The organism is Rhizobium sp. 007, from assembly GCF_015353075.1.
Classification (GTDB): Bacteria; Pseudomonadota; Alphaproteobacteria; order Rhizobiales; family Rhizobiaceae; genus Rhizobium.
On record NZ_CP064187.1, the window covers coordinates 31,130 to 48,936 of the forward strand.

Below are 17,807 nucleotides of genomic sequence, written 5' to 3' on the forward strand. Positions count from 1 at the left end.
CAAGGCTGCGGTTCAGCCCTCGGTTTTGGGCGCAGGCTTCCGGTTGAGGTTTCGCCGGATCATGCCGAGGTCGGCGCCGCCGATCAAAAAGGCGGTCGCGAAATAGACGATCATCGAAATGGCGATCAAAAGGCCGAGCGTACCGACCTTGGTCGCCAGGTGGGCACTGGAAGCGAGCCAGGGTTCCCAGCGATGCTGCAGGAAGACGATGACGCCGCTCATCACGGATGCCGAAACAACGAGCAGAGCAGCCCGGCGGGCAAGCGTCCACTCCCAGGCGAGATGGCCGCGGCGAAGCAGCGTTGCGAAAAGCAAAACCGTGCTGATCCAGCCGGCGGTTGCTTCAGCCACTGCAATGCCCGGTGCGCCAAGATACGGAAAAAGCGTCAGAGCCGTGGCGCAGTTGACGCCGACAGCAACGGCTGAAAAGCGCATCGGCGTCTTGGTATCCTCGCGGGCGTAAAAGCCCGGCTGCAGCGCCTTGATGAGCACGAAGGCCGGTAGGCCGATGCCGTAGATCGCGAGGATCGAGCCGACAAGTGCTGTGTTCTCCTGATCGAAGGCGCCACGTTCGTAAAGCACGCGGATGATCTCGTCAGCGAGGACCCAAAGGGCGAAGGCGGCGGGGATCGTCAGGAACAGCACGAATTCGATCGAGCGGTTCTGCAGGTTCCCGGCTTCGCGCAAGTTGCCACCCTTCAGTGCACGGGCAAGCTCCGGCAACAATACGACACCGACGGCAACGCCAACGACGCCGAGCGGCAGCTGGTAGATGCGATCCGCATATTGCAGGGCGGCGATCGCACCATCGCGGGACGAGGCGATCGCCTGGCCGATCAGCTGATTGATCTGTGTGATGCCGCCTGTGACAGCGGCGGGGACGGCGAGGATCAGCAGCCGTTTGACGTTCGGCGTCATTCGCGGGAAGCGAAAGCCAATGCTCATGCCTGCGTGGAGGACGCCGACATAGACGACGGCGAGCTGCAGGATACCAGCGGCCAGCACGCCCCAGGAGAGATACCAGGCGGTCGCGAGCGGCTCGGCGCCAGAATAAAGCGCGTAGACGAGCGCACCAATCATCACGACATTGAGGAAAATGGGCGCGACCGCTGCGGCAAAGAAGTGGTGGAGTGAATTCAGCATGCCGCTCATCATCGCCGTCAGCGACATGCACATGAGATAGGGGAACATCACTGCCGCCATGCGGATGGTGATCGAGAACTTATCCGGATCGTCGGCAAAGCCCGGCGCGATGATGAAGCGTACGAGCAGCGGCATGCAAAGTTCCATCACGATGGTGATGAGCAGCAGCACCGAAAAAAGCACTCCGAAAACCTCTTCGGAAAACCGCTTGGCTCCTTCCGTGCCGTTCGCTTCGATCTCCTTGGCGAAGAGTGGCACGAAGGCTGCGTTGAAGGCGCCTTCGGCAAACAGCCGACGGAAGAGGTTGGGAAAGCGGAAGGCCGCGTAGAAGACGTCAGCCATGGGGCCGGTGCCGAGGGCCGCCGCCATCAGCGTCTCGCGGGCAAAGCCGAAGATGCGGCTGCCGAGGGTTGCGCCGCCGACGGTGGCGAATTTCTTGACGAGGCTCATGCCGGAGGCCCGGCTTTCTTTTCGCCCGGCTGCGATGTCCGCGCGGAGGCGGCGGGCGCGATGATGCCGGACGGCATGCGCTCGCGAAGCTCATCTTCTTCGCCGGCCATCACCGCCTTCAGCCGGGCGGTGATATTGGCCCGCTTGGTGTCGCTGGAGATTTTCTGGCCAACGAGGTCTGTGACATAGAAGGTGTCTATCACCTTTTCGCCAAAGGTGGTGATGCGGGCTGACTGGATGTCGAGCGAAAGATCAGAAAGCATTGCGGTGATTTCCGAAAGCAGGCCGGTGCGGTCAAGGCATTCGACTTCGATGACTGTGAACTTGTTCGATAGGTTGTTGGTGATGTTGACCGACGGCGGAATGACGAAGGCCTTGCTCCTCTTGCGGTTCTTCGTACGCGTAGCAATGACTTCTGGCAGCCGCTTGCGGCCCGACAGTACGTCTTCGATCATGCGCCCGATCGTGCCGGCGCGGCGAAGCTCGTCCGCATCATCCTGGAATTCGCGGCTGACATGGATCGTATCCAGCGCGCGCCCGTCCGACGTCGTGAAGATCTGCGCATCGACAATGTTGGCTCCTGCTGCAGCACATGCACCGGCAATAACGGCGAGCAGGCGCGGGTGGTCTGGCGAGAGCACGGTGATTTCGGTGATCGCGTGGAAACTGTCCGTTCGCACGGTTGTCGCGAGCGCCTGGCCGTTCTTGTCCGCCTGGCGGATGAAATCGGCGTGACGGACTTGGTCTTCCAGCGGCACGGAAAGCAGGTAAGGCTGGTAGTGCAGCTTGCTGTAGGTCTTGCGATCCTTCTGGCTCCAATCGGAAAGCGCGTTGAACAGCGCTTCGGCTGCGGAATTGGCGCGCTCCTTGCGTGACACCTCCGAAAAGCCGCCGGCAAGCAGCAGTTCGGTCTCGTAATAGAGCGTCCTCAGCAGCTGCCCCTTCCAGCCGTTCCAGACGCCGGGGCCGACGGCGCGGATGTCGCAGATCGTCAGGACCAGCAGCATCTTCAGGCGATCGAGCGATTGAACGCGATCGGCGAAGTCGGTGATCGTCTTGCGGTCGGTGAGATCGCGGGTCTGGGCAACCATGGACATCGTCAGATGCTCCTCTATCAGCCAGACGACGAGTTCCGTCTGCTTCTGCGACAGGCCGAAGCGGGAACAGAGCTTGCGGGCGACGCGGGCGCCGGCGATCGAATGGTCTTCCTGGCGGCCCTTGGCGATGTCGTGGAGAAGGACTGCGACATAAAGCGCCTCCCGATCTTCGATCCCCGGCATCAGCTTGTTGGCGAGCGGATGCAGGTCGTCGGCCTTGCCCTTGTCGATTTCCGAGAGCACGTCGACGGTACGGATCAGATGCTCATCCACTGTATAGTGGTGGTACATGTTGAACTGCATCATCGCGACGATCTTGCCGAATTCCGGAATGAAGCGGCCAAGTACGCCTGCTTCGTTCATGCGGCGCAAAATGAGCGCCGGATCGCCCTTGGAGGTGAGGATCGACATGAAGAGGCGGTTCGCCTCGTCGTTTTCGCGCAGGTTGTTGTCGATGAGGTTGAGCGATCGGGTGACCCGCTTCAGAGCATCGGGATGGAACTCGAGGCCATTGATATCGGCAACGTGGAAGAGACGAATGATGCTGACGGGATCGTGCTTGAACACGTCCGGGCTGGCGAGCGCGATGCGGCCACGATCCTCCATGAATTCCGTGCTGCCGGCGATCTTGCGGCTGCGATGGGCAAAACGGCTGATCACCCCGGTGAGCCCCGGCGTCGATTTTGCCTGCTGGTCTTCGAGAGCCGCGCAGAGGATGCGCGTCAGGTCGCCGACGTCCTTTGCCACCAGGAAATAGTGCTTCATGAAACGCTCGACGGCCGAAAGGCCGGGGCGCGAGTGATATCCGAGCGCTTCGGCAATCTCCCGCTGGATGTCGAAAGAAAGCCGTTCCTCCGCCTTGCCGGTCAGAAAGTGCATGTGGCAGCGCACCGCCCAGAGGAAATCGTCGGCCTTCTCGAATACGCGGTACTCATGCTTGGAGAGAACGCCGAGCGCTACGAGTTCCGCCGTGTCGCGGACGTGATAGTAGTATTTCGAGATCCAGAAGAGCGTGTGCAGATCGCGGAGCCCGCCCTTGCCCTCCTTGACGTTGGGTTCGACGAGGTAGCGTGTGTCGCCTGCCTTGCGGTGGCGTTCATCGCGTTCGGCAAGTTTGGCGGCAATAAATTCCGGTCCTGTGCCGGTCACGATCTCCTTGTCGAAGCGGGTCTCAAGCTCCGTTGCAAGCGCTTTCAGGCCGCAGATGTAGCGCATCTCGAGGATCGCCGTGCGGATCGTCATGTCTGACCTGGAGAGCGCCATGCACTCCTCGATGGTCCTTGTCGCGTGGCCGACCTTGAAGCCCATATCCCAAAGGACATAGAGCATGAACTCGACAGCCTTGTGCGTCTCCTCTGCCGGTCTTGGCTGAAAGAGGAAGAGCAGGTCGATATCGGAGCCCGGCGCAAGTGTATCGCGGCCGTAGCCGCCGACCGCCGTCACGGCGAACTTGTCCTTCTGCTGCGGGAACATATGTGCGCTGACGAACTCGTAGAGTACCGTGATGATCTGGTCCTGCAGCCAGGAGATGCGCCGGGCGCAGCCCAGTCCGCTGCCATCGGCAGATAGAAGCTCGCAGGCCCTTTGGCGCCCGTCGCTGCTTGCCTTTTTGAGCATGGCAAGCAGATCGGAGCGCATGACGTCCGGCCGGGTCTTGTTGGCTTCGGCAACGGCGTCGCAGGACCTTTGCAACAGGGCCGTGTCGAGAATTTCCGAGAAATCGATGTCACTCATCGTCGCCATGCGCGGAGCGGCTTCCTGTTCGCGCGGTGCAACCGCGTCTCGTTTCGTCTGCATGCGCTATAGCCTCTTTACCCCGCGTTTGACACGGGCCTTCATACTGCAAGAACCCTTAATTTTGGCGAAAAGGTGGTTGCCTTCCACTTGCGGAGGCGAAGACGAACAGCTTCAAGCCGCGCCTTGCATATTCACCGAATAAAGGACCTTGCGCGCCTCGCTGGTAATCTCCTCCAGCGTCGGCCTGTCGCATTCGCGATAGCCCGCTTTGGCAATGGCCGAAGCAAGGTCGCAGATGATGGCGCAGGATTGAGTGATTTCGAGCAGGCCGACTGGCGAGTTCCAGCTGCGCGCATTACCGTGCTCGTCGGCGTTACGCAGCGCTTCGAGCACGGTGAAGATATCGGCGAGGCGCTGTGTTTCACGGATAAGGCTGCGCATGAACATTACCGCTTCCTACTTCAGCTGCTTCTTGAGACCGTAAAGTGCCTCGAGCGCCTCGCGCGGCGTCATGTCGTCGAGGCTCATTTCCTTCAACGCTTCCTCGATCTTGGACGGCCCGCGATTGGCATCCTCGCGCCGCACCGCGACCTGGAACAGCGGCAGATCGTCGATCAGTTGGCTTGCCGGATTCTTGCGGTCGGCATCTTCCAAGCGCGTCAGCACGTCGCGGGCGCGCGCGACGACAGACGCTGGCAGGCCGGCGAGCCTGGCCACCTGGATGCCATACGAACGGTCCGCCGCACCCGGTCCCACTTCGTGCAGGAAGATGACGTCGCCGTCCCATTCCTTGACGCGCATGGTGGCGTTCGATAGCCGCGCAAGTTTTTCCGACAGCACCGTCAGTTCGTGGAAATGCGTGGCGAAGAGACCGCGGCATCGGTTTGCCTCATGCAGATGTTCCACGGCCGCCCAGGCAATCGATAGGCCGTCGAAGGTCGCAGTACCGCGGCCGATCTCATCGAGGATGACGAGAGAGCGGTCGGTCGCCTGGTTGAGGATCGCGGCTGTCTCGACCATCTCGACCATGAAGGTCGAGCGCCCCCGTGCCAGGTCGTCCGAGGCGCCGACGCGGGAAAAGAGGCGGTCGACGATGCCGATGTGAGCGGAGGTCGCGGATACGAAGGAGCCCATCTGCGCCAGGATAGCGATTAACGCGTTCTGGCGCAGGAATGTCGACTTACCGCCCATATTCGGACCGGTCAGCAGCCAGATCGCCCCATCTTTGCCGTCCGCCACAGGCGAGAGATCGCAATTATTGGCAACGAACGGACCGGAGGACTGACGCCGCAGCGCCTGTTCGACAACGGGATGGCGCCCGCCTTCGATTGTGAACATCTTCGAGGCATCGACGAGCGGGCGGCAATAGGCCTGTTCCTCCGCCAAAAGTGCCAGGCCGGCAGCAACGTCGATGATGGCCAGCGCGCGGGCGCCGGCCTTGATCGCCTCGGCTTCAGCGACGACGGCGGCCGTCATCCGGTCGAAGGCTTCGAGCTCGATCTGCAACGCGCGGTCCGCCGCGTTTGCGATCCGGCTTTCCAGGTCGGCAAGCTCGGTCGTCGTAAAGCGCATGGCATTCGCCATCGTCTGGCGATGGATGAAGCGGGCTTTGGCCTCCGGCGCATCCGTCATCGGCCCGGCATTGCCGGCCGTCACTTCGATGAAATAGCCGAGGATATTGTTGTGCTTGATCTTCAGAGACTTGATGCCGGTCTCGTCGGCATATTGGAGCTGCAATCCGGCGATCACCCGGCGCGACTGATCGCGAAGCGCGCGCACTTCATCAAGATCGGCATTGGCACCGTCCCGCAGGAAGCCCCCGTCGCGCTTCAACAGCGGCAGTTCGTCGGCGAGCATCTCCGCAAGCAGAGATTGGAGAGTTGTCGGTAAGGCCTGCAACCCGGAAAGGGCCGCATTGAGTTCTTCCGGCAAAAGCGCATTGCCGAGCAGCTTTGCAAGATCGGAAGCAGCGCCAAGTCCTTGCCGGATCGCCCAGAGATCGCGCGGGCCGCCGCGGTCGAGCGCAAGGCGGGAGAGTGCGCGTGGCATGTCCGGCACGTGCTTCAGCGCGTCGCGCAGGTCGCCGCAAAGCCTGGGCTCCTCGATCAGGAAGCCGATCGAATCCAGCCGCTCGTTGATGCGGGCAGGATCGGTCAGCGGTGACATCAGCCGTTCTGCGAGAAGGCGGGCTCCTCCACCGGTGACCGTCCGGTCGATTGCTTTCAGCAGTGAACCGTTGCGGTCGCCCGACAGCGTGCGGGCAAGCTCCAGATTGGCGCGGGTCGCGGGATCTATGAAGAGCGTCGAGGCGCCGCTCTCGCGCTCCGGTTTGCCAAGCGGCGGGCGTTCGGCGATCTGTGTCTTCTCGACATAGGCGACAGCCGCCGCCGCTGCCGCAAGCTCGGCGCGGGAGAAAGTGCCGAAGCCGTCGAGCGTCGAAACGCCGAAATAGCGCGCGATGCGGTTTTCTGCTGTCGCACTGTCGAAAAGCACGGAGGGCTGCGGCACGGCAGTGCGGCCGAGCACGTCGAAGACCAGCTTCAGCTCGGGATCGTGAAACATCGTATCCGGCAGGATCAGTTCGCGGGGATCGATGCGCAGGATGTCGGCAAGCAGCCGTGATGCCTCAGTTTCGGCCAGCCGGAAGACGCCGGTAGAGATATCGATCCAGGCCAGCGCCATCAGCGGTTCGGACGCGCCTCGAATCCGGGTAAGCGCCATCAGATAGTTCGATTCAGAGGGTGATAGCAGCTTTTCTTCGGTGATGGTTCCCGGCGTGACAAGACGGATGACGTCGCGTTTGACGACGGATTTCGAGCCCCGCTTCCTCGCCTCCGCCGGGTCTTCCACCTGTTCGCAGACGGCGACACGGAAGCCCAGTCCAATCAGCTTCTGCAGGTAATCGTCTGCGGCATGCACGGGAACGCCGCACATCGGGATATCTTGCCCCATGTGCTGACCGCGCTTCGTGAGAGTAATGCCGAGCGCACGCGAGGCTTCCAGGGCGTCTTCGAAGAACAATTCGTAGAAATCGCCCATACGATAGAAGAGCAGCGAGTCGGGGTTGTTCGCCTTGATCTCGATGAATTGCTCCATCATCGGCGTGGCCGAGGCACGGCTTTCCTCCGTGGATAGCTCGGCAGCCGAAAAGGCTTCGTTCCTGGCGTCTATTCGTTGGTTCACGGAGGTGCAATTTTCCAAAAAAACAGGTGCCAACCCTAGCCGCCCGCCGCTATAGATGACAACCGCCATTGAGGAAGAGCAAGGCGTCACCCACAGGACGTTGGAGGAAGAATGCCCGATATCGAAAAGAAGCCGCAGCCGGTGACGTCCGTTACCGACAATGAAGCGCTCGAGTTTCATGCCATGGGGCGGCCCGGGAAGCTGGAAATCAACCCGACGAAACCGATGGCGACGCAGCGTGATCTGTCGCTGGCCTATTCGCCGGGCGTCGCGGTGCCGGTAAAGGCGATCGCCGCCGATCCGGGCACTGCCTACGACTACACAACGCGCGGCAATATGGTGGCTGTCATCTCCAACGGCACAGCAATTTTGGGCCTAGGCAATCTCGGCGCCTTGGCATCCAAGCCGGTGATGGAAGGCAAATCCGTCCTTTTCAAGCGCTTTGCCGATGTCGATTCCATCGACCTCGAGGTCGACACGGAAAATGTCGACGAGTTCATTAACTGTGTGCGTTTCCTTGGCCCGTCTTTCGGCGGCATCAATCTGGAGGACATCAAAGCGCCAGACTGCTTCATCATCGAGCAGCGTCTGCGCGAGCTGATGGATATTCCGGTCTTTCACGACGACCAGCACGGCACGGCGATTATTGCAACGGCCGGCCTCATCAATGCCTTGGAGCTGACGGGACGTGACCTGAAGACGACGAAACTCGTCTGCAACGGCGCAGGAGCTGCCGCAATCGCCTGTGTCGAGCTCATCAAGTCGATGGGTTTTGCGCCTGATAACATCACCCTTGTCGACACCAAGGGCGTAATCTATCAGGGCCGCACCGAGGGCATGAACCAGTGGAAATCGGCACACGCGGTAAAGACAAAGACCCGCACGCTGGCAGATGCGATGAAGGGTGCCGACGTCGTGTTCGGTCTGTCGCAGAAGGGTGCCTTTTCGGAGGAGATGATTCGTTCGATGGCCGACCGGCCGATCATCTTTGCGATGGCAAACCCCGATCCGGAAATCACGCCGGAGGAAGTCGCGCGCATCCGCGATGATGCCATTATGGCGACAGGGCGATCGGACTACCCGAACCAGGTGAATAACGTTCTCGGCTTTCCCTATATCTTCCGCGGCGCGCTCGACGTGCGGGCAACCACGATCAACGATGCGATGAAGATCGCCGCCGTCAAGGCGCTTGCCAATCTGGCCCGCGAGGATGTACCCGATGACGTCGTTGCCGCTTATCAGGGCAACCGCCCGCGCTTTGGCGCGCAATATATCATTCCTGTGCCCTTCGATCCGCGCCTCATTTCGGCAATCCCGGCTGCCGTGGCGCAGGCTGCGATCGAAACTGGCGTTGCCCGCAAGGTAATCACCGACATGGACGGCTATCGCCGCGAGCTATCGGCAAGGCGTGATCCGATCGCTTCGACCCTTGCGAGCCTCTACGAGCGGGTTCGCCGCCGTCCGAAACGGATGGTTTTTGCCGAGGCGGAAGAAGAGCAGGTCATGCGCGCGGCGATGTCCTACGCCAACCAGCAGCTCGGCACGGCAATCCTTCTCGGCCGCGAAGATCTGATCAGGGCGACGGCGGAGCGGGCAGGGATCGACCTCAACCGGCCGGGACTCGAGATCGTCAATGCACGCATCTCGACCCGCATTGAGGCTTACACCGACTACCTCTATGCCCGGCTGCAGCGGAAAGGCTATCTGCACCGCGATGCACAGCGCCTGATCCACAACGATCGTAATCATTTCGCCGCGACGATGGTGGCGCTTGGCGATGCAGATGGCATGGTGACCGGCATCACGCGCAATTATTCGACGGCGCTGGAGGACGTGCGGCGCTGCATCGACGAGAAGCCGGGCCACCGTGTCATCGGCGTGTCGCTGGTGATTGTCCGCGGCCGCGCGGTCTTTGTCGCAGATACCGCGGTTCACGATATGCCTACCGCCGAGGAGCTGGCCGATATCGCCGAAGAAGCGGCAGGCCTTGCGCGCCGCATGGGCTATCAGCCGCGCGTTGCGCTGCTCGCCTATTCCACCTTCGGTCATCCTTCGGGCGAACGTTCCGAGCGTGTGCGCGAAGCCGTGAAGATCCTCGACAAGCGCCGCGTCGATTTCGAGTATGATGGCGAAATGGCAGCCGACGTGGCGCTGAACCGAAAGGTGATGGAGCAGTACCCGTTCTGCCGCTTGTCGGCTCCCGCCAACGTGCTGGTCATGCCGGCCTTCCACTCCGCTTCGATCTCGACGAAAATGCTGCAGGAACTCGGCGGCTCGACGGTCATCGGCCCGATCCTTGTCGGCCTGGACAAAGCCGTTCAGATTACCTCGATGGGCGCCAAGGACTCCGACATCGTCAACATGGCGGCGATCGCGGCTTATTCGGCGGGGTAGCAGTCAGGCGCAAGCCCCTTCATCTGCCTGCGTGCACCTTCTCCCCGCTGGAAAGAAGGGACTGGCGGCGCTGCTTGTGCGTCTCTTGAATTGATCTCGCCGAGCGGATGCGGCAATCTCCCCTTCACCCCCATGGGGGAGAAGGCCACGAAGGGGTCGGATGAGGCGGCGGCACTGCAGGACATCAGAGATAGCGCGTGGCTCGCTACCATCTGCTTCAGCCGGACGAGATTGTCTGTTTGCGCCGCCAGCTCGATCTTCTGGAAAAATCAGCTCGCGAAACGGCCTGCGTCAGCGCCGTAGTAATTCAAATAGCGATCCGAAATGCTTGCGATCGGCAGCACGATCAGCACGTCCGTCGTGTTGAACGCATGGTCCACCACCGCGGTGGAGCCGACCATGGCGCCGAGGCGAAGGTAGCCCTTGATCAGCGGCGGAAGGGCCATCAGCGCCTTCTTCGGGTTGACGGCCTCCGGCGGCATCAGATCCATGCTGCGCGCTTGGCCCGGCAGAGCGCCGACCGCCCATTCGCCCTTGGCAAGGACCGTGTGGTGCAGGAAGGAAAGTGCCAGCGCATGGCTCTCCGGATGCACACCCGGGAAGGAGGCGCAGCCGAACATGGCGCTCATCCCGTGCTTCAAGGCATAGGCCCAATTGCCTTGCCAGAGAAGTTCGACCGTGCGCTTCGTGCGGTATTCCGGCAGCACGCAGGAGCGACCGAGCTCCATGAAGCGCTTGTCTGGATGACGTGCGAGAAGCTCGCCGATCGCGAATTCGGAAGCCGAGTAAAAACCGCCATTTGCCATCGCCACGTCCTGGCGCAGCAGGCGGTAGGTTCCGACGATCTGGTCTTCGCTATCACCTTCGATCGAGCGGTCGAGGACGAGAAGGTGATCGCAGAATGCATCGTAAGCGTCGAAGTCGCGTTCGCGGCGCATGGCCTCTGGCGGAAGCTGCGCCTGCAATTCCTGAACGAAAACGCGGTAGCGCACATGCTGCGCAGCATCGATCTCGCGAGCAGTGCGGGCAAGGCGGGTCTCCAGGTTGCCGATGCGGCCCAAGACGTCGCCTTCCTTCGGCGCGACGGCCGCTGCAGGCCGAGAAACCTCCGCCGTTGTGTCGCGATTAAGGATGTCGATGGACATGATGATTCTCCCGTTGCCGGCTCATGGCGTGTCATAAAACACTTCTGTACGACAGGAAAGTGACATGGACTTTACGGAAAAACGACGCTTATGTCACTCTGCTCAGAGCGCTTCGGCTCGGCGGGCGGAAAGTGCTGCGACGGCATGGACTTCCGTCAGTAGCCGGATTGGGTCGACAGGTTTCAGCATCACGCGGTTTGCGCCGGCAAGCAGGACCTGGCGGCGCGACTCGTCGCGTTTGTCGGCAGTCAGCACGATGACCGGCACCGCAACGACCTGCAGCCGCCGTTCGTGACCGCGCAGCCGGCCAATCATTTCAACACCTTCGCCGCCCGGCATCGTGAGATCGCTGATGATGATGTCGGGGCGCATGCTGCCTTCGGCAAGTGCGCAATCCAGCAACGTCTCGAAGTCTTCGACATGGTGAACCTTATGTCCGCCCTTCTCCAGCACAGCGCGGACAAGCATCGCATTGATCGGGTCGTCTTCTCCGAGAAGGATATTCATCCCGCCTGGCATATTCGCTTCGGGAATGGCGGCGGTAAAGCCGGGCTGGTTGTCGTTCAGCGCATCGCGCTTTTCCATGCCGCGCATGCGTCCGCGAAGCACGTCGATCAGCGACTGTTCGCGAAGAGGCCGAATAAGCCAGGCATCGAAGAGATCAAGCGGATGGGCGTTACGCTCTTCCGGATTGACGAGAAGGGTCTTGCGCAGGCCAAGCGCGGCAATTTCGACGCGGTCGGCAAGATGCTCTGTAAACTCCGCGGACATGCGATGATCGACGATGATATCCGTCGGGCGATGGTCGCTGCCGGCAATGTAGAGAAGCGTCTCCCGGGCTTTTTCGCCGTCGGCCACCAGATGGCAATCGCCGCCGAGAGCGACGATGGTCTCGGCGATTGCGGCGCGGGCTGCACCGGCCGGGGCAAGAAGCACGACGATATTGCCGCAAAGCAGCGATTTGCGGCTGCCGCGAGCCTCTAGCGGAATGTTTGCAGGAAAGCGGATCGTGAATTCGCTGCCCCTGCCCTTTTCGCCGGCGACCGTCAGAGAACCGCCGAATTCGCGCATGATGCGGGCGGAGATGGTGAGCCCGAGCCCGGTGCCGCCGCTCTTTTCCGTCATGGTTCCTCCCTGCTCGAATTCGCCGAAGATTCGCGCATGCTCCTCCGCTGTCATCCCTGGGCCGGTGTCCGTGACCGTTATCATGAGATCGTCGTCGCGCAAGGATACGCGGATGAAGACGCCGCCCACCTGGGTGAACTTCACCGCATTGCCGATGACGTTGAAAAGCACCTGACGCAGCCGCGCCGGATCGAAACTCATGAATTCCGGCACGTCGGAAGAGACCGTCGCACCGATCTCGATGCCCTTTTCGTGGGCACGGTGTGCCAGCATTTCGGCGACGCTTTCCAGCAGCTGGCGCAGCGATTCGGTGCGCGGACGAAGCTGGAAGCGGCCGACTTCGATTGTGGAGAAATCGAGGAGGTCTTCGACGAGTTGGGCGAGCGCATGGCCTGACTGGCGGATGCCGTCGATATAGTTCTGCTGCTCCTGGGTCATCTGCGCCTGGCTCAGCAGATGAGTCATTCCGAGAATGCCGGATAGTGGCGTTCGGATTTCATGGCTGACGGTCGCAAGCAAGCGGGATTTCGCCGCACTGTTGTACTCGGCCTTTTGGCGTGCCTCCTCGCGCGCCTGCGCTGAAAGGCGTTCGGCGGTCACGTCACGGGCGACGCTCTGGAGCAGCAGACGGCCATTCGACGGATCGCGGGTGACGACGTCATGCCAGGCGAAGATGCGCTGGCCTTCCGGCGTCGAGATCTCGACATCGAAGCGATATGGCTCGGCGCCAGGGCGGAAGGCGATGCCGAGTTGTTCGCAAGTCTGTCCCTCCGGCTTCAGACGGCCCGTCAGGCGGCGAAAAGTGGCATTGGCGCCGATGATCCGCCGGTCAATGGTACGGGTAACGGTTATGTCGCCGAGGGCGTCATGAACATTGGCGAAAAGTTCGGCAGCATCGCATGCCTGCGGCTGGTTGCCGGTCCGCGGGCGCAGCTTCATCAGCAACACATGACCGAGAAGTGCTGCGGCAAGGATTGCAAGGCCGGCAGAAAGTAGCAAAGGTCCGCCCGCTTGCCCGAGTGCAAGGAGTGCGATCGCAGCAAAAAGGCCAAGGCCGCCGAGCCAGTAAAAGAGCAGGGTGCGCAGCGAATGCTTTTGCTTTGGAGCTGCCGGCGCCAGCGGCACGACCTCGTCCGCCGGCCGCAGATCATGCGGCTTGGCGGCCGCCCCGAATGCGGCGGCGAGACGTTCCTGCAATTGAGCCAGACTGTGCATAATTGCTGGCTAGCATATTCGCCGTTCCGAATGCCTTCAGGAAAAGCCTAAGATTTTAGCTTTCCGTCTTTTTCGGCTGCAAAAGCTCATCGAGAATGACGCAACCGGCGCCCACCGTGATGAAGCTGTCGGCAAGATTGAAGACGGCGAAGGACCAGCTTTCGGTGTGGAAGAGAATGTAGTCGATGACGTGACCGTAGAGGAAACGGTCGATCAGATTGCCGAGCGCACCGGCAATGATCAGCGCAAATCCGCTATGCGCAATCCAGCGGTCCTTCGAGGTGCGATGCCAGAGCCAGATGACGAAGGCCACGATGACGATCCGCATGCCGACGATGAACCAGCCGTCCATGCCCGACAGCATCGAAAAGGCGACGCCGAGATTGTAAGTGCGGTAGAGCGCCACCATCGGGATCATCGGCACGGCTTCCTGCAATGGCAGATAGCGATCAACTGCGATCTTGACGATCTGGTCGATAGCGACCGCGACGAGAATGAAGATCAGGATCGGCAGCGGGCGCGACAGGAGCGCCGGACGGTCAAGCGTCTTTTCGGTCATTTGCCCTCGGAAAGCGAAAGGAGATGGCGCCGCGCTTCGAAAAGCATCACGGCACTTGCAACGGCGAGATTGAGGGAGTCCGCACGACCCTGCTGCGGGATGCGTGCAAGTGCGTCGGCTTCCTTAGCCAACTGGTCCGGCAGGCCGGACTGCTCGTTGCCCATGAGGAGAACGACCGGCCTCTTCTTGTAATCGATCGTGCGGTAATCGACCGAACCTGCAAGGTGCGTGGCGACGACGGCCACGCCGGCAGATTTCTTCCAGCCGATGAATTCTTCCGGCGTTGCCTTCGCAACGGGCACGGCGAACACGGAGCCCATCGTGGCGCGCACTGTTTCAAGGGAGAAGGGGTCGGTCGTTTCCCCGACGAGGATGACGCCGGAGGCGCCTGCGGCATCCGCCGTGCGGATGATTGTGCCGAGATTGCCGGGATCGCGTACCCGATCAAGCGCGATCCAGGTCTCGCCGTCCTTCGGACGGATGTCCTTCAGCAGCTTCCAGCGGCTCTCGAAAATGCCGACCACCATCTGCGGATTGTCACGCCGCGTGATCGAGGAAATGATCTTTTCGCTGACTTCGAGGACGAGGCCGCCGGAGGCTACGGTTTTCGCCGCCATCTGCTCGACCAGCGGCTTGCCCTTGGCCGCCTTGGCATAGACCAGCGTGCGGATCGCCCAGCCGAGCTCGATCGCGTCGATGACCAGCTTTAGGCCCTCGGCCATGAAGGTGCCGCTCTCTTCGCGCGACTTCTTGTTGGTCAGCGCCTTGATGTCCTTGATGATCGGATTGGCGAGCGACGTCACCTCTTTCACATGTCCGACCTTGTGGGGGCCATGGCCCCGATGTTCATGGCTCATTTCGGCACCCAGCGGGAGAAGAGGGAGGTCGACAGCGCGCGGCCCCGCGTCTTGCCGTCAAGGCCCGCCTCGCGGATCACGAGCTCGCCGGATTCGACCACGCCGCCTGCGCCGCGCATCGTCTCGCGCATCAATTCGTGGATCGAATAGAAGCTTGCACGGATCGAATAGGCGGTCAGCACCAGGCCAAGCGCCTGAGGCGACAGGATCTCGCGGCAGACATCGAGCATTAATGGCAGGTGTTCGAAGAGATGCCAGACTTCGCCGTTCGGGCCACGGCCGAATTTCGGCGGATCGGTAAGGATGATGTCATAGGTACTGCCGCGGCGCTCCTCACGGAGGATGAACTTCATCGCGTCTTCGCAGATCCAGCGGATCGGCAGTTTCTCCAAGCGGCCGAGCGCCTGATTTTCACGCGCCCAGCCGATTGCCTTCTTGGAGGCGTCGACATGGGTAACTTCCGCACCCGCCGCCGCCGCGACCAACGACGCGACACCTGTATAGCCGAAAAGATTTAGGACCTTCAGCGGACGGCCGGCGGCCTCGACCTGCTCTTTCATCCAGCTCCAGTGGACGATCTGTTCCGGAAACACGCCGACATGGCGGAAGGACGTAAATCGCCCATAAAAATCGACGCCCAGAAGATGCAGCGGCCAGGTCTCGCCGAGCGCCTCCTTCGGAAAGCGCCAGCGGCCGGTGCCTTCCTCGTCCGTATCGCCGGTAAAGATCGCATCGACCTTTTCCCAGACATGAGATGCCAGCGACGGCTGCCAGAGCGCCTGACCCTCGGGGCGGACGATGCGATAGGGGCCATATTGCTCGAGCTTCAGGCCGGTGCCGCTGTCGATGAGGTGAAAGTCGCCTGCGCCGAGGGATTCCAGAATGACAGGAACGCGCTCATGAGGACGGTCGCCCATGCGCTCCTTTAGCGGCCGCTCGCTTGCAGCAGGCGCGGTCGCCTCTCGCACGGTCTCCCGCGCGGCCACAGGTTTGACCGCTTTTGGCGGGTGGCTCGAGCGTTCGTCATTGCGGCGATTGCCGGGGGAGCCGGCAGATTGCGCCTTATGGCCCGGCCGGCGCTCTTTCTGTCTCAACGTGATTTCCGCGTCTCAAGTTTGATAGAGCCCGTGCAAATAGCATCCCCAGTCACCTTGGCAAAGTGCTTTCCCGCTGTGATAAGTTTAGAGAATTGAAACGGGAGGATTTCGATATGGACATGACCGGCGAGGAACGCATCAACGCGTCGCGCGATGCGGTGTGGGTAGCCTTGAACGATCCAGAGGTCTTGAAGCGATGCATCCCCGGCTGTCAAAGCCTCGAGATGAGATCGCCAACCGAGCTTACGGCGGTCGTCAAGGTCAAGATCGGACCGGTCTCGGCGACCTTCAACGGTGAGGTGACCCTGACAAATGTCAACGCGCCGGAGAGCTATACGATTTCGGGTGAGGGCAAGGGCGGCGTTGCAGGCTTTGCCAAGGGCGGGGCCGACGTCACCTTGAGGACGGAAGGTGCAGAGACAGTGCTGCAATATGCGGCAAAAGCGCAGGTCGGCGGCAAGCTTGCCCAGCTTGGAGCGCGGCTGGTGAATTCGACGTCGCAAAAGCTTGCGCAGCAATTCTTTGCAGATTTCAATGCTGTCGTTAGCGAAAAGGCCGCGGAATAGTCGCTATTGGCGTGGCACAGTCTTTGGCCTCTTCTAATTCGCATCCATGAATTACACAGTCAGAAATTCCCGCCCTTCGGACAATGGGCAGCTCGGCGACATCTATCTCAACGAACGCAGGCAGACCTTCACCTGGGTCGATCCCGGCAAGTTCAGCCATGAGGATTTTCTCGCCCATTCGCAGGGTGAAATTGTCTGGGTTGCCGAAGCACCTGATGGCGAGATCGCCGGCTTCATGACGCTGTGGGCCGCGGATGATTTCATCCACATGCTCTACATCCGCAAGGAATGGCAGGGCAGGGGCGTCGGTACCGCGCTGCTGAAGGCTCTGCCGGAGTGGCCGCGCCGTAGATACCGGTTGAAGTGCCTGATCAACAACAGAAACGCCAAGACATTCTATGCCGGCCGCGGTTTCGTGGTCACCGGTAGCGGCACGTCGGCTGAAGGCGACTACGAGGAACTGAGCTTTATTCCAGCCTGACGTTCGATCAGCGGGAAGGCAATTGACCGGCGATCTCTTCGGCGCGGGCCTTGTGCCGGTCCGCCTCGCTGTGCCAGCGAACGGCCTCCTTCGCCTCGATTTTCGCGCGCTTGCGGTGTTTGCCCTGCGTGAGCCATGTGGCGGCCGATCCGATCAGCATGCCGATAATCAGCGCGATGAAGATGAAAACGAAGAACGGCGCAGAAACCGCGAGAACCTGATCTTCGGGCCGGAAGGGGTTGAATGCCAGCGACACGCTCTGCCGGTTGGCAACGCAGAAGATTATGAGAATGATGCCGAGCGGCAACAAAATCAAAAGGTTGATGATCTTCTTCGCCATCCGTGGCCTCCGCGCGTGGTTGCGCCGCTTCGATACGGCGCATGACTGCTCAGCAGAATAGAAAGGTGCGCGCGAGGTTCAAGCGCGATTTCGACGCAGTCCGGATGAAGTTCAATCGTCGTGGTCGGCCTGGCCGGGGTTCAGCCGTTCGCGCAACTCCTTGCCGGTCTTGAAGAAGGGCACCCACTTCTCCTCGACGAAGACGGTGTCGCCGGTGCGCGGATTGCGGCCGGAGCGCGAAGGGCGGTTCTTGACGGAAAATGCACCGAAGCCGCGAAGCTCGACGCGGTTGCCCGCTGCGAGCGCATCGGTGATCTCGTCGAGAACCGCGTTGACGATATTCTCGACATCCCGGTGATAAAGATGCGGGTTGCGCGCGGCAACGATCTGCACCAATTCCGACTTGATCACGGTCGCC

Annotated in this window: 14 protein-coding genes; 3 read left to right on the forward strand and 11 right to left on the reverse strand. The window is 61.3% G+C overall.

Annotation, left to right across the window (positions count from 1 at the left end; genetic code table 11):
- Positions 1-12 precede the first annotated feature (12 nt).
- The 4 genes from murJ to mutS all read right to left on the reverse strand — a co-directional run bounded on the left by murJ (position 13) and on the right by mutS (position 7,610).
- Entirely contained in the window at positions 13-1,593 is a 1,581-nt protein-coding gene (gene murJ / locus ISN39_RS00170) for a murein biosynthesis integral membrane protein MurJ (protein WP_194728768.1), read from the reverse strand.
- On the reverse strand, positions 1,590-4,487 hold the full coding sequence (locus ISN39_RS00175; RefSeq protein WP_194728769.1) for a [protein-PII] uridylyltransferase: 2,898 nt from the start codon (positions 4,485-4,487) through the stop codon (positions 1,590-1,592). Before ISN39_RS00175 ends, murJ begins: the two co-directional genes overlap by 4 nt.
- A 111-nt stretch (positions 4,488-4,598) precedes the next feature.
- Positions 4,599-4,874: a hypothetical protein gene (locus tag ISN39_RS00180; RefSeq protein ID WP_194728770.1), complete on the reverse strand. Its 276-nt coding sequence runs from the start codon at positions 4,872-4,874 to the stop codon at positions 4,599-4,601.
- A 9-nt stretch (positions 4,875-4,883) separates the two neighbouring features.
- Entirely contained in the window at positions 4,884-7,610 is a 2,727-nt protein-coding gene (mutS, locus tag ISN39_RS00185) for a DNA mismatch repair protein MutS (protein WP_194728771.1), read from the reverse strand.
- Between the two features lie 111 nt (positions 7,611-7,721).
- Here mutS and ISN39_RS00190 point away from each other — a divergent pair, with 111 nt between their 5' ends.
- Positions 7,722-10,004 carry an NADP-dependent malic enzyme gene (locus tag ISN39_RS00190; RefSeq protein ID WP_194728772.1) on the forward strand — a complete coding sequence of 761 codons (2,283 nt, stop codon included), beginning with the start codon at positions 7,722-7,724 and terminating at the stop codon, positions 10,002-10,004.
- 269 nt (positions 10,005-10,273) lie between these two features.
- Here ISN39_RS00190 and ISN39_RS00195 read toward each other — a convergent pair whose 3' ends face one another.
- The 5 genes from ISN39_RS00195 to ISN39_RS00215 all read right to left on the reverse strand — a co-directional run bounded on the left by ISN39_RS00195 (position 10,274) and on the right by ISN39_RS00215 (position 15,999).
- Positions 10,274-11,152 (reverse strand): GNAT family N-acetyltransferase, encoded by an 879-nt coding sequence (locus ISN39_RS00195; RefSeq protein WP_194730058.1) that lies wholly within the window; start codon positions 11,150-11,152, stop codon positions 10,274-10,276.
- Between the two features lie 99 nt (positions 11,153-11,251).
- Positions 11,252-13,489 carry an ATP-binding protein gene (locus tag ISN39_RS00200; protein ID WP_194728773.1) on the reverse strand — a complete coding sequence of 746 codons (2,238 nt, stop codon included), beginning with the start codon at positions 13,487-13,489 and terminating at the stop codon, positions 11,252-11,254.
- A 55-nt stretch (positions 13,490-13,544) separates the two neighbouring features.
- Positions 13,545-14,048, reverse strand: coding sequence for a signal peptidase II (gene lspA, locus ISN39_RS00205; protein ID WP_074066438.1), 504 nt, complete (start codon positions 14,046-14,048; stop codon positions 13,545-13,547).
- Complete coding sequence (locus tag ISN39_RS00210; RefSeq protein WP_074066439.1) at positions 14,045-14,905, reverse strand: RNA methyltransferase; 861 nt, start codon at positions 14,903-14,905, stop codon at positions 14,045-14,047. Before ISN39_RS00210 ends, lspA begins: the two co-directional genes overlap by 4 nt.
- Positions 14,902-15,999: a class I SAM-dependent methyltransferase gene (locus ISN39_RS00215; RefSeq protein ID WP_194728774.1), complete on the reverse strand. Its 1,098-nt coding sequence runs from the start codon at positions 15,997-15,999 to the stop codon at positions 14,902-14,904. Before ISN39_RS00215 ends, ISN39_RS00210 begins: the two co-directional genes overlap by 4 nt.
- A 116-nt stretch (positions 16,000-16,115) precedes the next feature.
- On the opposite strand from ISN39_RS00215, the gene ISN39_RS00220 reads away from it, so the two are divergent.
- Together ISN39_RS00220 and ISN39_RS00225 are read left to right on the forward strand one after the other, a co-directional pair.
- Positions 16,116-16,568: a carbon monoxide dehydrogenase subunit G gene (locus ISN39_RS00220; RefSeq protein ID WP_194728775.1), complete on the forward strand. Its 453-nt coding sequence runs from the start codon at positions 16,116-16,118 to the stop codon at positions 16,566-16,568.
- A gap of 46 nt (positions 16,569-16,614) precedes the next feature.
- Positions 16,615-17,049 carry a GNAT family N-acetyltransferase gene (locus tag ISN39_RS00225; protein ID WP_194728776.1) on the forward strand — a complete coding sequence of 145 codons (435 nt, stop codon included), beginning with the start codon at positions 16,615-16,617 and terminating at the stop codon, positions 17,047-17,049.
- Positions 17,050-17,056: 7 nt separating this feature from the next.
- On the opposite strand, the gene ISN39_RS00230 is transcribed toward ISN39_RS00225, so the two are convergent.
- Both ISN39_RS00230 and ISN39_RS00235 read right to left on the reverse strand, forming a co-directional pair.
- On the reverse strand, positions 17,057-17,389 hold the full coding sequence (locus tag ISN39_RS00230) for a LapA family protein (protein ID WP_194728777.1): 333 nt from the start codon (positions 17,387-17,389) through the stop codon (positions 17,057-17,059).
- A gap of 111 nt (positions 17,390-17,500) precedes the next feature.
- Positions 17,501-17,800: an integration host factor subunit beta gene (locus ISN39_RS00235; protein WP_039843736.1), complete on the reverse strand. Its 300-nt coding sequence runs from the start codon at positions 17,798-17,800 to the stop codon at positions 17,501-17,503.
- Positions 17,801-17,807: the final 7 nt, after the last annotated feature.